Raw genomic sequence first — 13,242 nt, forward strand, 5'->3', positions numbered from 1 at the left:
GCTGTCAACACCTCTTTTTCTCCGCTTTCGACCGAGAAGATCGAACCGTTGAAAGCACCAAAAGAACCGGCATTTCCAACTCCTTCCAGACTTCGATGAACTGAAGCGACCCGCNTTCGAAACCTACTTAACTCATTGAATCTCAAGGAGTTTTCCGTTTCGACTGCGCCGGAAGTGGGGCGAATTATAGAGACTCAGAATCTGCCGTCAACCCCTAATTTGCGTTTTCTATCAAGAGAGGGAAAAAGGCTGCTCCTATATAGACGCGAACGCAGTGAGTGCGCACTATATTGCCCAACACACCAGCTACTTCCTCGGATGATGCCACGCAATGAACGACCAACCTCGCAGCCTTGCCTCAACCCTGTTCCCGGTTGGCCTTTTATTAATAGCTATGGCATCAATCCAGTCCGGCGCTTCGCTGGCTAAAAGCATGTTCCCCATCGTGGGCGCCCAAGGCACAACGACGCTGCGTTTGATTTTCGCCAGCGTGATCATGCTGTTACTGCTCAAACCCTGGAGGGCGAAGCTGACAGCCAAGTCGCTGCGCACAGTGATTGTCTACGGGATGGCGCTGGGGGGGATGAACTTCCTCTTCTATATGTCGCTACGCACCGTTCCGCTCGGCATCGCAGTTGCCTTGGAGTTTACCGGCCCGCTGGCGGTCGCCATCTATGCCTCACGTCGCGCAATCGACTTTGTTTGGATTGCCCTGGCTGCAATCGGCTTGTTGCTATTGATACCGACTGGCGCTACGTCCGCGGGCATCGATCTGGTCGGTGCAGGTTATGCACTGGGAGCCGGCGTTTGCTGGGCGCTATACATTCTGTTCGGCCAAAAGGCCGGCGCAGATAACGGCGTGACCACCGCAGCGCTTGGCGTGATGATCGCAGCCCTGTTCGTCGCCCCCATCGGCATCGTCCATGCCGGCAGCGCACTGCTGACTCCGGCATTGATCCCGATCGCTATCGGCGTCGCGATCCTGTCTACCGCCCTCCCCTACACACTGGAAATGGTCGCCCTCACCCGCATGCCCGCCCGCACTTTCGGCACGCTGATGAGCATCGAACCGGCCTTTGGCGCGCTGTCGGGCCTGCTATTCCTTCAGGAATACCTTTCTTTGTCACAATGGATGGCGATCCTGTGCATTATTCTGGCCTCCGTCGGTGCAACCATGACCATGGGCAGCACTGCCAAACCCGCCATCGCCGCGGATTAAAAGGGGATTGAACGAAGGTCTGGCATTTGGCGCTCATTTAGGCCATGTTTAGCCTCGCAACCCAATGCCAGACATGGATTTTTTCGGATAGGGACATCGGAACGCGTCAAGCGAGAGCGCATACAGGCAGACCCGAGCGCCAGACTCGAGGCCGCCATAAGGACGGTAATGAAACGAATTTTGATACTGATCGCCATACTCGCCGTTGCGGGCTGCGCGGCGACGTCGAAGACCCAGGTCAAGCATGGCAAGAAAGGGCTGCACATCAACTGTTCGGGGTTGTCCTCTTCTTGGGACAAGTGCTACGCCAGCGCTGCAAACTCTTGCGCGCCGAAGGGCTACAAGGTAATCGCAAAATCAGGCGATACCGTGGAAGAACCGGGTGATTACCCCTTCGGCCTCAACCCCGCCGGCTATACCAGCCGCAGCATGATCGTCATCTGCAAATAAACCATCGCCACTAGTGCGTTCGCGAAGCGGCGAGCTGGTGTCCGATCTCCTCATGACAGGACTTCAGCACCCGTTGCTGAATCTTCGGTGACGCCAACATACGCGCCACCACCAGTGCCCCGATACATTGCGACAGAATCGCCCAGGCCAGGCTGTCGCTTTCCAGAATCTGCGCCCAACTTTCCTGAAGCTTACAAATCCACAGCTCGGCCTGCTCCCGCACAACAATATCCGACCGCGCTATCTCGGCGCCCAGTGCAGGCAATGCGCAGCCCAGCTCAGGCTGCTCGACATGGGCCATGTTCAGATACAGTTTCAGGCACCGCTCCAGCCGTTCGCGATCCTGCGTACCCTGCCCGCCCAAGCGTTCAAGACTCTGGCACAACTCGCGCTCGACGATAGCCGCGAACAGGGCGTCCTTGGACGAGAAATGGCTGTAGAACGCGGCCCCGCTCAAGCCGATCGCCTTCATCAGGCCATCGACGCCCATTGATGAAAACCCGGTCTTTTTCGCAGACAGCGAGCTGCTTTGCAGGAGCTTTTCTTTGGTTTCCAGCTTGTGACCGGCGGAATACCGCATGTATTTGTCCTCACATTGAGTGCCTTGACGCTGAGCAAATCCTAGCATAACGTTCGTTCACTTAACGATCGTTTACTAAAGGGATCCACCCATGAATAACAAGAAGGTCGTATTGGTTGTCGGTGCAGGTGATGCCACGGGCGGCGCCATCGCCAAGCGGTTCGCCAAGGAAGGTTTCGTCGCGTGCGTCACGCGGCGCAGCGCCGACAAATTGCAGCCCTTGGTGGAAGCCATTCAAGCGAACGGTGGCGAAGCCCACGGTTTTGCCTGCGACGCGCGCAAGGAAGAAGACGTAATTGCGCTGATCGAAGATATCGAAACCCGCCTGGGCCCGATTGAAGCATTCGTCTTCAACATCGGCGCCAACGTACCCTGCAGCATCCTCGAAGAAACCGCACGCAAGTATTTCAAGATCTGGGAAATGGCCTGTTTCTCCGGATTTCTCAATGCCCGGGAAGTCGCCAAACGGATGGTGACCCGTAGCCGCGGCACTATCCTGTTCACCGGCGCAACTGCCGGATTACGCGGCGCCTCAGGCTTCGCCGCATTCGCCGGAGCCAAGCACGGTATCCGGGCTCTGGCACAGAGCATGGCCAGAGAGCTTGGCCCGATGAACATCCATGTCGCCCACGTCGTGGTCGACGGCGCCATCGATACCGACTTCATCCGCGACAATTTCCCTGACAAATATGCCACCAAGGATCAGGACGGTATTCTCAATCCCGACCACATCGCCGAGAACTACTGGTATCTGCATAGCCAGCCACGGGACGCCTGGACGTTCGAACTGGATCTGCGTCCGTGGAACGAGCGCTGGTAATCCCCCCAATAACAAAAACAGAGTGCAGCGAACATGAGCAAAACCGTGGAGTTCTATTTCGATCTCGGCAGCCCCGCCACCTACCTGGCGTATACCCAACTGCCGAAAATCTGCGCTGAAACCGGCAGCCAGTTGATCTACATTCCGATGTTGCTGGGCGGCGTCTTCAAAGCCACCGGCAACGCGTCGCCGGCAATGATCCCGGCCAAGGGTCGTTACATGTTTCAGGACCTGGACCGTTACGCCAAACGCTACGGCGTGCCCCTGAAATTCAACCCGCATTTCCCGATCAATACCCTGATGTTGATGCGTGCGGTCACCGGCATTCAACTGCGTGATCCCGATCGCTTTCAGGCGTTCATCGATTGCCTGTTCAAAGCGCTGTGGGTTGAAGGCCGCGCCCTTGATGAACCGTCAACAGTTGCCGCCGTGCTCACCGAACATGGCTTCAATCCTGAAGAAGTACTGGTATTGACCAACGATGAAGCAGTCAAGGCTGCGCTCAAAGACAACACCGAAACCGCCGTGAAGCGTGGCGTCTTCGGTGCGCCGAGCATGTTCATCGACAACCAGTTGTTCTTCGGTCAGGACCGGCTCGACTTCGTTGTGGAAGCCCTTCGCTAAATCTCCACGACCACACGCCCCTGAGCTGCTTTCGCTGCCAGCAGCTCATGGGCTTCTCCGGCGGTTTCCAGCGTGAACCGATGCGGATCGAGCATAGGTCGCAGCTGACCGGACTCAATCAGCGCGGCAGCCTGTCGCAAAATCTCGCCATGATGCTCACAGCCCCTGCCGGTCAGTAACGGCAACAAGGTGAACACGCCCGAATACGTCGCCCCACGAAACGACAACGGCGCAAGACTGTGCTGCCCCCAACCGAGGCAACTGAGTACATGCCCGCTGTAGATCCGTGCGGCCTTGAACGAGGCGTCCAGTGTATCGCCCCCGACCGTGTCATAGACAATGTCGAACCCCTCCCCCGCCGTGAACTCGGCGACATAGTTCTCCACCGAGCTCTCTCGATAATCAATGAACGTCGCGCCATACCCCTCGATGATCGAGCGTTGTCCCGCAGAACCCGTTGCATACACTTCAGCACCGAATGCACGGGCCAGTTGTACAGCCACATGCCCGACGCCGCCCGCTCCACCGTGAATCAATACTTTATGCCCCGCACTCATCCGAGCCCGATCCACCAGGCCTTCCCACGCCGTGACCAATATCAATGGCAGGCTCGCGGCCTCGCGCGGGCTCAGGTTCAAAGGCTTACGCGCCAGCAGTCGTGCGTCCACCACTGCAAACTCGGCCAACGAACCTTGCGCGCCACCAATGCCTGTGGCCAACGCATACACCTCGTCGCCCGGCGCCCAATTCTGCACGCCCTCACCCACCGCTTCGACCACACCCGCCAGATCCAGCCCCAACACCGCCGGCAACGGTTGCCGGGCATGGGCGGCCTGCCCCGCACGGATTTTCAGATCCAGCGGATTCACACCGCTGGCCTTGATCCGCACCAGTACCTGCCCGGCCTCTGCCACGGGGCGCTCAAGGGAAACCAAGCGTAACGGCCCGTTCGCGGTGTCCACTATCAGGGCTTTCATGTTGAGTGAGTCAGTCATTTCGGTCATTCCTGTGGGAGAAAGTGAAGCCATGGTCCCGCAGCAGACCCATGCCGATAAGACGTCAAATGACTATAGTGAGCATGCCGAATCGGCATGAATGAGGCGCTTCATGGACAAGCTCAACGCAATGGCCATCTTCGTCCGGGTGGTCGAACGCGGCAGTTTTTCCGCCGTTGCCCGGGAACTGCACACCACCCAGCCGACCATCAGCAAAGTCCTGCGCGCCCTTGAGAATGAATTGGGCGGCAAGCTGATTGCCCGCAGTACACGCAAGCTGTCACTGACCGATGAAGGTCAGCGGTACTACAACGAATGCCGAAATATCCTCGCCGCCGTGGATGCCGCCGAGCACAGCTTCCAGTCCGGCAGGGAAACCGTGGCCGGACCTTTGCGGATCGGCTCCTCCGTCAGTTTCGGCCGCTTGCAGATCGCTTCGCGGCTGGCGGAGTTTCTGCAGCGCTTCCCGCAGGTGCAGGTCGACCTGCAACTGAGCGATCAGAATCTGGATCTGGTCAGCGAAGGCCTGGACGTCAGCCTGCGCATCGGTGAGCTGAACGACAGCGGCATGATCGCCCGACGCATCGGCACCACCCACCGGCTCACGGTGGCGACGCCCGATTACCTGCAACGCCACGGTCACCCACAATCACCTCAGGATCTTACGCAGCACAACTGCCTGCAATTCAACCTGCTCAGCACTCAGAATCTGTGGACTTACGAGAAGGATGGCCAACACCACGACGTACGCATCCAGGGCAACGCCCAGAGCAACAACTCCGAAGCGATCCGCGAAATGGTCTTGGGAGGACTGGGGATTTCGCTGTCACCGGTCTGGTTGTTCAGCGAGGACTTGAAGGCCGGTCGAGTGGTCGCCCTGTTGCAGGACTATCAGACCCGATCATTGCCGATTCACGCCGTGTCCCCGGCGAACCGTCGCCAGTCCGCCAGGGTCAACGCGTTTGTCGATTTCATGACCCAGGCGCTGGCTGCAGCGCCCGAGCTTCAACCTGTTAAATAGCAGCAGTACGCGTGTTCAACCATTGCAGTGCCGCGCCTTCAAGCAGCGGACTCAGGCGCTCGCGCACTTCGGCGTGATAGGCGTTAAACCACTGTTTCTCTTCCTGCGTCAGCAACGACGGCTCCAGGCAGCGAGTGTCGATCGGGCACAGGGTCAGGGTTTCGAACTTGAGGAACTCGCCGAACTCGCTGCTTCCCGCTTCAACGTTCATCGCCAGGTTCTCGATCCGCACACCCCAGCGGCCCGGACGATAAGTGCCCGGTTCAATGGAAGTGATCATCCCTGGTTGCATGGCAGTTTGCGGCGCCGGCGCCGCCTGATAGGCGATCACCTGCGGACCTTCGTGAACGTTGAGGAAATAACCCACGCCGTGGCCGGTGCCATGACCATAGTCGACGTTCTCTGCCCAGATCGGCGCGCGGGCAATCGCATCCAGCAGCGGCGACAGAATGCCTTTCGGGAAATGTGCGCGGGACAAGGCAATCACGCCTTTCAGCACACGAGTGCAATCGCGCTTCTGCTCTTCGGTTGGCGTACCAACAGCCACCATGCGCGTGATGTCGGTAGTGCCGCCCAGGTATTGACCACCGGAATCGATCAGCAACAATCCATCACCCTCGATCACCGCGTGCTCCTCCGGGGTGGCGTGGTAATGCGGCATCGCGCCGTTGGCGTTGAATGCGGCGATGGTGTTGAAACTCAGCGACACATAATCCGGACGACGCTCACGAGCAGCAGTGAGTTTCTCGTCAATGGTCAGCTCGGTAATGCGCTCGCGACCCCAGGCCGATTCCAGCCAGGTGAAAAACTCGCACAGCGCCGCGCCATCCTGCTCCATCGCCTGACGAATGTGCCCGGCATCCGCCAGGCTCTTCTGCGACTTGGCCAGTGTGGTCGGGTTCAGGCCTTCGACCAGCTTCACGCCAGTGTCGAGGTTATCCAGCAGACCGCTGGTGACCCGCGCCGGATCCACCAGCAGGCTCGCGCCACTCGGAATAGCACGCAAGGCGTCAGCGACTTCGCTGTAGTCACGCAGGGTCACGCCGTCTTTTTCCAGCACGGCACGCAGCTCAGCATCGACCTTGCTCAGTGCCACAAACAGCGTGGCTTGTTGCTGGCTGATCAGCGCGAAGGAAACGAATACCGGATTGAACGACACATCGCCGCCGCGCAGGTTGAACAGCCAGGCGATGTCGTCGAGGGTGGCGATGAAATGCCAGTCAGCACCGCGCTCCTGCAGGGTTTCGCGCAGCTTGGCGAGTTTCTCGCCACGGCTGACAGTCGCCTGCGGCGGCAGGTGCTGGTAGATCGGCGCATTCGGCAGCGCCGGGCGATCGCTCCAGACTTCTTTCAACAAGTCGATGTCGGTACGCAGACTGGCGCCCCGCGCTTCGAGCTTGCTGCCCAGCGTACGCGCCGACGCGACGGCCATCACTGCGCCGTCGACCGCGACCACGCCACCTTCCGGCGTCTGCTCGGCCAGCCAGTCCAGCGGGCTCGGCTGACCCGGTTGCAGTTTCACCAGTTCGATACCGCTGCCCTTGAGTTCCTTGGTCGCCTGTTCCCAGTAGCGACTGTCGGCCCAGACCCCGGCGAAATCGGTGGTGACAATCAACGTGCCGACCGAGCCATGGAAACCCGACAGCCATTGCCGGCCCTGCCAGTAACCCGGCAGATATTCCGACAGGTGCGGATCGGCGGACGGCACCAGCAACGCGTGGATACCTTCGCGACGCATCAGTTCACGGGTGTGCGCGAGGCGCTGGGGAACCGTTCCTTCGGTCAAAGTCTGGGTACTCATCATGTCTCCTGCCAATCACTTCATCGTTATTGTTCGGTGCCGTTCGAAGCCGGCTCGTTAAAGCCCTGTCGCCCAGAATGCCGGAGCACTGGCGCAGGCGGTCTTGATCAGATCTACAGCCTTGTCGATGTCCTCGGCGGTGGTGAAACGACCGAGGCTCAGACGAATCGTGCGTCCCGCCAGGTGGGCGTCATGCCCCAGTGCCAGCAAGACGTGGGACGGTGTGTTGCTGGCGGAATTGCAGGCCGAGGTCGCGGAAAACGCGATCGAATGGCTCAGCGCCGCCGGATTGAACTCGCCTTCGCTGAAGGTCAGGCTCAAGGTGTGCGGGATACGTTGGGTGGAACTGCCGTTGAGGCGTACGCCGGGCAGGCTCAACAGTTGTTCGAGCAGTCGCTCGCGCAGCGCGACGATGGTTTTCTTCTCGTCATCGAAAGCCTCGGCGGCCAGGGCAAAAGCCGAGCCCATGGCAGCAATCTGGTGAGTCGCCAGGGTACCGGAACGCAAGCCGCCCTCGTGGCCACCACCGTGAATCTGCGCCTGCAAACGCTGCTGCGCACGCGGACCGACGTACAGCGCGCCGATGCCTTTGGGGCCGTAGAGCTTGTGCGCCGAGAACGACATCAGGTCCACCGGCCATTGCGCCAGATCGATCGCGACCTTGCCGGCGCCCTGGGCCGCATCGACGTGGAACAACGCTCCACGCCCACGCACCACTTCGCCGATGGCCGGGATGTCGTTGACGGTGCCGAGTTCGTTGTTGACCAGCATCAGCGACACCAGAAAGGTGTCATCGCGCATCGCTTCGCTGACCGCTTGCGGGGTAATCAGGCCTTCGGCGTCCGGTACCAGATAGGTCACGGCGACACCGGCGTCCTGCAATTGCCGGGCGGTGTCGAGGATGGCCTTGTGTTCAATCTGACTGGTGATGATGTGCCCGCCGGACACACCACGAGCCTGAGCCACGCCTTTAAGGGCGAGGTTGTTGGATTCTGTAGCGCCGGAGGTCCAGACGATCTGCTGCGCCTGGGCGCCGACCAGTTCGGCGACTTGCCGGCGAGCGTTCTCGACCGTTTGCCGGGCCTGCTGGCCGAAGGCGTGGGAACTGGAGGCCGGGTTGCCGAAGTTACCGTTGAAACCCAGACACTCGATCATCACCTGGATGACCCGCTCGTCCACCGGGGTGGTGGCGGCGTAATCGAAATACAGCGGACGTGTGTTCATAAAAAGACTCGCAGAGCGTGTTCCGGGATCAGGAAGCTCGTGTCTACAAACGGCACGACGCAGCCTTGTGAGCTGCGTCCGGGTTCGAGAGCGTCATCAATACCTGATCGGATGCCGTTAAAGAAGAACAACTTCATTTAAAAGTGCGTAGGAACGCTCCTGAACGCGACTTTAACAGGCATCGGGCCGGCGGTTGTAGCACTGCGTCAGCTAAAGCTTTCAAGGAGTAACGGATACAGCGAAATCACCAGCAGCGCCGCCATGCCCCAGTTGAACACCCGCAACCAGCGGCGATCCTTGAGCACGTTGCGCAGCAAGGTCCCGCACGCAGCCCAGACGCCGACGCTCGGCAGGTTGATGATGGCGAACACTGCCGCAATCACGATCACGTTGGTGAAATAACCCTGCATCGGCGTATAGGTGCTGATGGCACCGATGGCCATGATCCACGCCTTGGGATTGACCCACTGGAAGGCTGCCGCACCGAGATAGCTGATCGGTTTTGCCTCGCCCTGCTCGCTGTCGCCGACGGGGCCGGAATGGGCGATTTTCCACGCCAGGTACAGCAAGTACGCCGCGCCGACGTAACGCAGGACCGTATAAAGCAGCGGATAGGTCTGGAACACCGCGCCCAGGCCAAAACCCACCGCCACCACCAGCACGAAGAAACCGCAGGTAATGCCGAGCATATGGGGTATGGTGCGGTTAAAGCCGAAGTTCACGCCCGATGCCAGCAACATGGTGTTGTTCGGCCCCGGTGTGATCGAGGTGACAAGGGCAAACAGGGCGAAGCCCAGCAACAGGTCGAGCGAGAGGGTCATGGCAGGCAGTCCGTCAGGGTCATTCAGGTGTTGACCCTATCCCACGGCGCCGTGCAAACCCACGGACAGTTGGGTAAAACTTCAAGCAGTACAGTTATGAATCAGCTTGGACGACCGTGCAGCTGTACGGCCCGCTCGGCGCTCATCTCACCTTTGCTATCAAACCCGAAAGTCTTCTGTGGCTGGCCGAGCAATTCGGCTTTTTTCGCATGATATTCCTCAAATGACAGACCGCGACGGTTCAAGGTTTCAAGGGCCAGTTCGCGGGTTTCTTCCGCCGTGTAAGGGCGCAGTTCCGGGGAAACATGGCTCGCGCAACCGGCGAGAACGGAGACAGCGAGCATCAGCGAAACAGTCAGTAAACGATTCATGGGAGCGTCCTGGCGAGCAGTGTGGGTCGATGGAGAAAGGCTACGCCCGGGCACGCTTTGGCAGAAATCAACGCTCTCAATAGTGGCTATCAGAATTCGAACAGTATCCCCCTTTATATTCTAAAAAGACCTATCAATATCAATTAACAGTCTTTTACGGAATAACAGTCACCCTTTATAAATCCCTCATCGCGTTCGGCACTGTTGCTCCAGCAACTGTTTCCCAGGCAACAGTGGTTCAACAAACCGGCCTGAAAGTCACATGAGCACAGTCACCGACAACGCTCAAAGCCCCGGAATACGGGCCTTACAGGAATTGGTACAGCGCTTGCTGTGCTCCAGTGACTACTCACTGCTCGCCGAGCAACTGTTGAAAAGGAACTGACCATGTCGCGTCCACTGAAAGTCGTCGCCCTGTCCGGCGGAACCTGGCGTCCGTCCCGCACCCTGGTGCTGACCCAAGCCCTGCTGACCGAATTGTCCGGGCACCTGCCGGTCGAGAGCCATCTGATCGAACTCGGTGACATCGCCCGCCCGCTGGGCGCCGCACTGTCCCGTCAAGAACTGCCGGCCGAGATCGAAGCCGAGCTGCAGGCCATCGAACAGGCTGATCTGCTGATCGTCGCCGCGCCGGTGTATCGCGGCTCCTATCCGGGACTGCTCAAGCATTTGTTCGACCTGATCGACCTGAATGCGCTGATCGACACGCCTGTGCTGCTCGCCGCCACTGGTGGCAGTGAACGTCATGCACTGGTGCTCGATCACCAGTTGCGCCCGCTTTTCAGCTTCTTCCAGGCCGTGACCCTGCCGATCGGTGTGTACGCCACCGAAGCCGATTTCGCCGACTACCAGATCACCAGCGAACCGCTAAAAGCGCGCATCCGCCTGGCCGCCGAACGCGCCGCGCCGCTGTTCGGCACTCACCTCAAACCGTTACTGAAGATCGCTTAAGGAGCTGTTCATGGATGTTTTCTGGTTCCTGCCGACTCACGGCGACGGTCACTATCTGGGCACCACCCAAGGCGCACGCCCGGTCACCCTCAATTACCTGAAACAGGTGGCGCAAGCCGCCGACAGCCTCGGTTACCACGGCGTACTGATTCCCACCGGGCGGTCCTGCGAGGATTCGTGGGTGATCGCATCGGCACTGGTGCCGCTGACCGAACGCCTGCGTTATCTGGTGGCGATCCGTCCGGGAATCATCTCGCCGACCGTCTCGGCGCGCATGGCCGCGACCCTGGATCGACTGTCCAATGGCCGCTTGCTGATCAACGTTGTGACCGGCGGTGACCCCGACGAAAACCGTGGCGACGGCAGTTTCCTCAGCCACAGCGAACGCTACGAAGTCACCGACGAATTCCTGAAAATCTGGCGCCGGGTGTTGCAAGGCGAAGCGGTGGATTTCGAAGGCAAACACCTGAAGGTGCAGAACGCCAAAGCCCTGTATCCGCCGGTGCAGAAACCCTATCCACCGCTGTATTTCGGCGGTTCCTCCGACGCGGCCCACGATCTGGCCGCCGAGCAGGTTGACGTGTACCTGACCTGGGGCGAACCACCGGCCGCCGTCGCCGAAAAACTCGCCGATGTACGCGAACGCGCCGCGCGTCACGGGCGCAAAGTGAAGTTCGGCATCCGCCTGCACGTGATCGTGCGCGAGACCGCCGAAGAAGCCTGGAAAGCCGCCGACAAACTGATCGAACACATCAGCGACGAAACCATCGAGGCCGCACAGAAATCCTTTTCGCGCTTCGACTCCGAAGGCCAGCGACGCATGGCCGCCCTGCACGACGGGCGCCGCGACAACCTGGAAATCGCCCCCAACCTGTGGGCCGGCGTCGGCCTGGTGCGCGGCGGTGCCGGTACTGCATTGGTCGGCGATCCGCAGCAGGTGGCGGCGCGAATCAAGGAGTACGCAGACCTCGGCATCGAGAGTTTCATCTTCTCCGGCTACCCGCATCTCGAAGAGGCCTACCGCTTTGCCGAGCTGGTGTTCCCGTTGCTGCCCGAGCCGTATGCAAGCTTGGCCGGACGCGGCGTGACCAACCTCACCGGGCCGTTTGGCGAAATGATCGCCAATGATGTTCTGCCCGCCAAAGCCAACGCCTGAGGAAGACCGAGTGACTGCCAAACCGCAAAGCACCCTGCTTTCCCCGTTGCAGACCGCCCGCCAACTGGCCGCTGAATTCGCCCTGACCGCCGTCGAGCGCGACGAGCGTGGCGGCACGCCGAAAGCCGAACGCGACGCCCTGCGCGACAGCGGTCTGCTGGCCCTGAGCATTCCCACCCGTTACGGCGGCCTCGGCGCGCGCTGGAGCGAAACGCTGGAAGTGGTGCGCGAGTTCGCCAAGGTCGACAGCTCGATCGCCCACGTCTTCGGTTTTCATCATTTGATGCTCGCCACCGTGCGGCTGTTTTCTCGCCCGGAACAATGGCAGCCGTGGTTCGAACAGACCGCGCGGCAGAACTGGTTCTGGGGCAACGCGCTCAATCCGCTGGACACCCGCACCGTGGTCAAGGACCTCGGTGGCTGGCGCGAGTTTTCCGGCAAGAAGAGCTTCTGCTCCGGCGCCAGCGATTCGCAGATGCTGATCGCCTCGGCGGTGGATGAAAGCAACGGCGGCAAACTGCTGATCGCGGCAATCCCCAGCGGGCGCAGCGGCATCACCCTGCACAACGACTGGAACAACATCGGCCAGCGCCAGACCGACAGCGGCAGCGCCACGTTTGAACGAGTGCGGGTAGAAGAATCGGAACTGCTGCTGGATCCCGGTCCGCTGAGCACCCCCTTCGCCTGTTTGCGCCCATTGATTGCACAACTGACGTTCACCCATATGTTTCTCGGCATCGCCGAAGGGGCCTTTGAAGAAGCGCGGCAATACACCCTGAGTGAAACCCGTGTCTGGCACAAATCCTCGGTGCGCGAGGTACGTGAGGATCCTTATGTGCTGGCCCATTACGGCGAGTTTTGGGTCGCCCTCGAAGGCATCCGATTGCTGGTGGAACGCGCCGCTGCGTTGCTCGACGAGGCCTGGGCCAAAGGCCCGAACCTGAGCGCCGAAGAACGCGGCCATCTGGCCACGGCGATTGCCACAGCGAAGGTCGCCGCCAGCCGCCAGGGCCTGGAGATTTGCGGCCGATTGTTCGAAGTCACCGGCGCCCGTTCGACCCACGCCTCGCTGCGCCTCGACCGACACTGGCGCAACCTGCGCACGCAAACCCTGCACGACCCGCTGGATTACAAACTCCACGAGCTGGGCGACTGGGCACTGAACCAGTCCCTGCCGGTGCCGACGTTCTATTCCTGATTTCCTTTCGT

General features: G+C 60.2%; 14 protein-coding genes. 8 read left to right on the plus strand and 6 right to left on the minus strand.

Going from position 1 to position 13,242, the window contains the following annotated elements; all coding sequences use genetic code 11:
• The first annotated feature begins 331 nt into the window (after positions 1-331).
• On the plus strand, positions 332-1,219 hold the full coding sequence (rhtA, locus tag GQX66_RS08870) for a threonine/homoserine exporter RhtA (protein WP_085744902.1): 888 nt from the start codon (positions 332-334) through the stop codon (positions 1,217-1,219).
• Positions 1,220-1,387: 168 nt separating this feature from the next.
• Complete coding sequence (locus tag GQX66_RS08875) at positions 1,388-1,669, plus strand: hypothetical protein (protein WP_007955851.1); 282 nt, start codon at positions 1,388-1,390, stop codon at positions 1,667-1,669.
• Positions 1,670-1,679: 10 nt separating this feature from the next.
• Here GQX66_RS08875 and GQX66_RS08880 read toward each other — a convergent pair whose 3' ends face one another.
• Complete coding sequence (locus tag GQX66_RS08880; protein WP_240868231.1) at positions 1,680-2,249, minus strand: TetR/AcrR family transcriptional regulator; 570 nt, start codon at positions 2,247-2,249, stop codon at positions 1,680-1,682.
• 91 nt (positions 2,250-2,340) lie between these two features.
• On the opposite strand from GQX66_RS08880, the gene GQX66_RS08885 reads away from it, so the two are divergent.
• Complete coding sequence (locus tag GQX66_RS08885) at positions 2,341-3,069, plus strand: SDR family oxidoreductase (protein ID WP_129973797.1); 729 nt, start codon at positions 2,341-2,343, stop codon at positions 3,067-3,069.
• Positions 3,070-3,102: 33 nt separating this feature from the next.
• Positions 3,103-3,693, plus strand: coding sequence for a 2-hydroxychromene-2-carboxylate isomerase (locus tag GQX66_RS08890; RefSeq protein ID WP_240868235.1), 591 nt, complete (start codon positions 3,103-3,105; stop codon positions 3,691-3,693).
• On the opposite strand, the gene GQX66_RS08895 is transcribed toward GQX66_RS08890, so the two are convergent.
• A complete protein-coding gene (locus GQX66_RS08895) occupies positions 3,690-4,688 on the minus strand; it encodes a zinc-dependent alcohol dehydrogenase family protein (RefSeq protein ID WP_102686417.1) in 999 nt (332 codons plus the stop codon). The genes GQX66_RS08890 and GQX66_RS08895 overlap by 4 nt on opposite strands.
• Before the next feature lie 112 nt (positions 4,689-4,800).
• Between GQX66_RS08895 and GQX66_RS08900 the strand changes: the two genes are divergently transcribed.
• On the plus strand, positions 4,801-5,709 hold the full coding sequence (locus tag GQX66_RS08900; protein WP_240868237.1) for a LysR family transcriptional regulator: 909 nt from the start codon (positions 4,801-4,803) through the stop codon (positions 5,707-5,709).
• Here GQX66_RS08900 and GQX66_RS08905 read toward each other — a convergent pair.
• The 4 genes from GQX66_RS08905 to GQX66_RS08920 all read right to left on the minus strand — a co-directional run bounded on the left by GQX66_RS08905 (position 5,702) and on the right by GQX66_RS08920 (position 9,926).
• Positions 5,702-7,510 carry an aminopeptidase P family protein gene (locus GQX66_RS08905; RefSeq protein WP_134021123.1) on the minus strand — a complete coding sequence of 603 codons (1,809 nt, stop codon included), beginning with the start codon at positions 7,508-7,510 and terminating at the stop codon, positions 5,702-5,704. The two genes, GQX66_RS08900 and GQX66_RS08905, sit on opposite strands and share 8 nt — an antisense overlap.
• Positions 7,511-7,567: 57 nt before the next feature.
• Positions 7,568-8,734: an aminotransferase class V-fold PLP-dependent enzyme gene (locus GQX66_RS08910; RefSeq protein WP_085744909.1), complete on the minus strand. Its 1,167-nt coding sequence runs from the start codon at positions 8,732-8,734 to the stop codon at positions 7,568-7,570.
• 206 nt (positions 8,735-8,940) lie between these two features.
• Positions 8,941-9,555, minus strand: coding sequence for a LysE family translocator (locus tag GQX66_RS08915; protein WP_007955835.1), 615 nt, complete (start codon positions 9,553-9,555; stop codon positions 8,941-8,943).
• Positions 9,556-9,656: 101 nt separating this feature from the next.
• On the minus strand, positions 9,657-9,926 hold the full coding sequence (locus GQX66_RS08920) for a hypothetical protein (RefSeq protein WP_085744911.1): 270 nt from the start codon (positions 9,924-9,926) through the stop codon (positions 9,657-9,659).
• A gap of 387 nt (positions 9,927-10,313) precedes the next feature.
• Between GQX66_RS08920 and msuE the strand changes: the two genes are divergently transcribed.
• The 3 genes from msuE to GQX66_RS08935 are packed head-to-tail and all read left to right on the plus strand — an operon-like array spanning position 10,314 to position 13,231.
• Positions 10,314-10,877: an FMN reductase gene (gene msuE, locus GQX66_RS08925; protein ID WP_134021129.1), complete on the plus strand. Its 564-nt coding sequence runs from the start codon at positions 10,314-10,316 to the stop codon at positions 10,875-10,877.
• Between the two features lie 10 nt (positions 10,878-10,887).
• Positions 10,888-12,033: an FMNH2-dependent alkanesulfonate monooxygenase gene (ssuD, locus tag GQX66_RS08930; RefSeq protein ID WP_007955828.1), complete on the plus strand. Its 1,146-nt coding sequence runs from the start codon at positions 10,888-10,890 to the stop codon at positions 12,031-12,033.
• Positions 12,034-12,043: 10 nt separating this feature from the next.
• Positions 12,044-13,231 (plus strand): acyl-CoA dehydrogenase family protein, encoded by a 1,188-nt coding sequence (locus tag GQX66_RS08935; RefSeq protein WP_085744913.1) that lies wholly within the window; start codon positions 12,044-12,046, stop codon positions 13,229-13,231.
• Positions 13,232-13,242: the final 11 nt, after the last annotated feature.

This window comes from Pseudomonas sp. B707 (assembly GCF_022496685.1).
GTDB classification, from domain to species: Bacteria; Pseudomonadota; Gammaproteobacteria; order Pseudomonadales; family Pseudomonadaceae; genus Aquipseudomonas; species Aquipseudomonas paraglycinae.

What these genes read in the sequence shown, in the direction of transcription:
- rhtA (WP_085744902.1), top strand. Translation starts at nt 332, where the DNA reads ATGAACGACCAACCTCGCAGCCTTGCCTCAACCCTGTTCCCGGTTGGC.
- GQX66_RS08875 (WP_007955851.1), top strand. Translation starts at nt 1,388, where the DNA reads ATGAAACGAATTTTGATACTGATCGCCATACTCGCCGTTGCGGGCTGC.
- GQX66_RS08880 (WP_240868231.1), bottom strand. Translation starts at nt 2,249, where the DNA reads ATGCGGTATTCCGCCGGTCACAAGCTGGAAACCAAAGAAAAGCTCCTG.
- GQX66_RS08885 (WP_129973797.1), top strand. Translation starts at nt 2,341, where the DNA reads ATGAATAACAAGAAGGTCGTATTGGTTGTCGGTGCAGGTGATGCCACG.
- GQX66_RS08890 (WP_240868235.1), top strand. Translation starts at nt 3,103, where the DNA reads ATGAGCAAAACCGTGGAGTTCTATTTCGATCTCGGCAGCCCCGCCACC.
- GQX66_RS08895 (WP_102686417.1), bottom strand. Translation starts at nt 4,688, where the DNA reads ATGACTGACTCACTCAACATGAAAGCCCTGATAGTGGACACCGCGAAC.
- GQX66_RS08900 (WP_240868237.1), top strand. Translation starts at nt 4,801, where the DNA reads ATGGACAAGCTCAACGCAATGGCCATCTTCGTCCGGGTGGTCGAACGC.
- GQX66_RS08905 (WP_134021123.1), bottom strand. Translation starts at nt 7,510, where the DNA reads ATGAGTACCCAGACTTTGACCGAAGGAACGGTTCCCCAGCGCCTCGCG.
- GQX66_RS08910 (WP_085744909.1), bottom strand. Translation starts at nt 8,734, where the DNA reads ATGAACACACGTCCGCTGTATTTCGATTACGCCGCCACCACCCCGGTG.
- GQX66_RS08915 (WP_007955835.1), bottom strand. Translation starts at nt 9,555, where the DNA reads ATGACCCTCTCGCTCGACCTGTTGCTGGGCTTCGCCCTGTTTGCCCTT.
- GQX66_RS08920 (WP_085744911.1), bottom strand. Translation starts at nt 9,926, where the DNA reads ATGAATCGTTTACTGACTGTTTCGCTGATGCTCGCTGTCTCCGTTCTC.
- msuE (WP_134021129.1), top strand. Translation starts at nt 10,314, where the DNA reads ATGTCGCGTCCACTGAAAGTCGTCGCCCTGTCCGGCGGAACCTGGCGT.
- ssuD (WP_007955828.1), top strand. Translation starts at nt 10,888, where the DNA reads ATGGATGTTTTCTGGTTCCTGCCGACTCACGGCGACGGTCACTATCTG.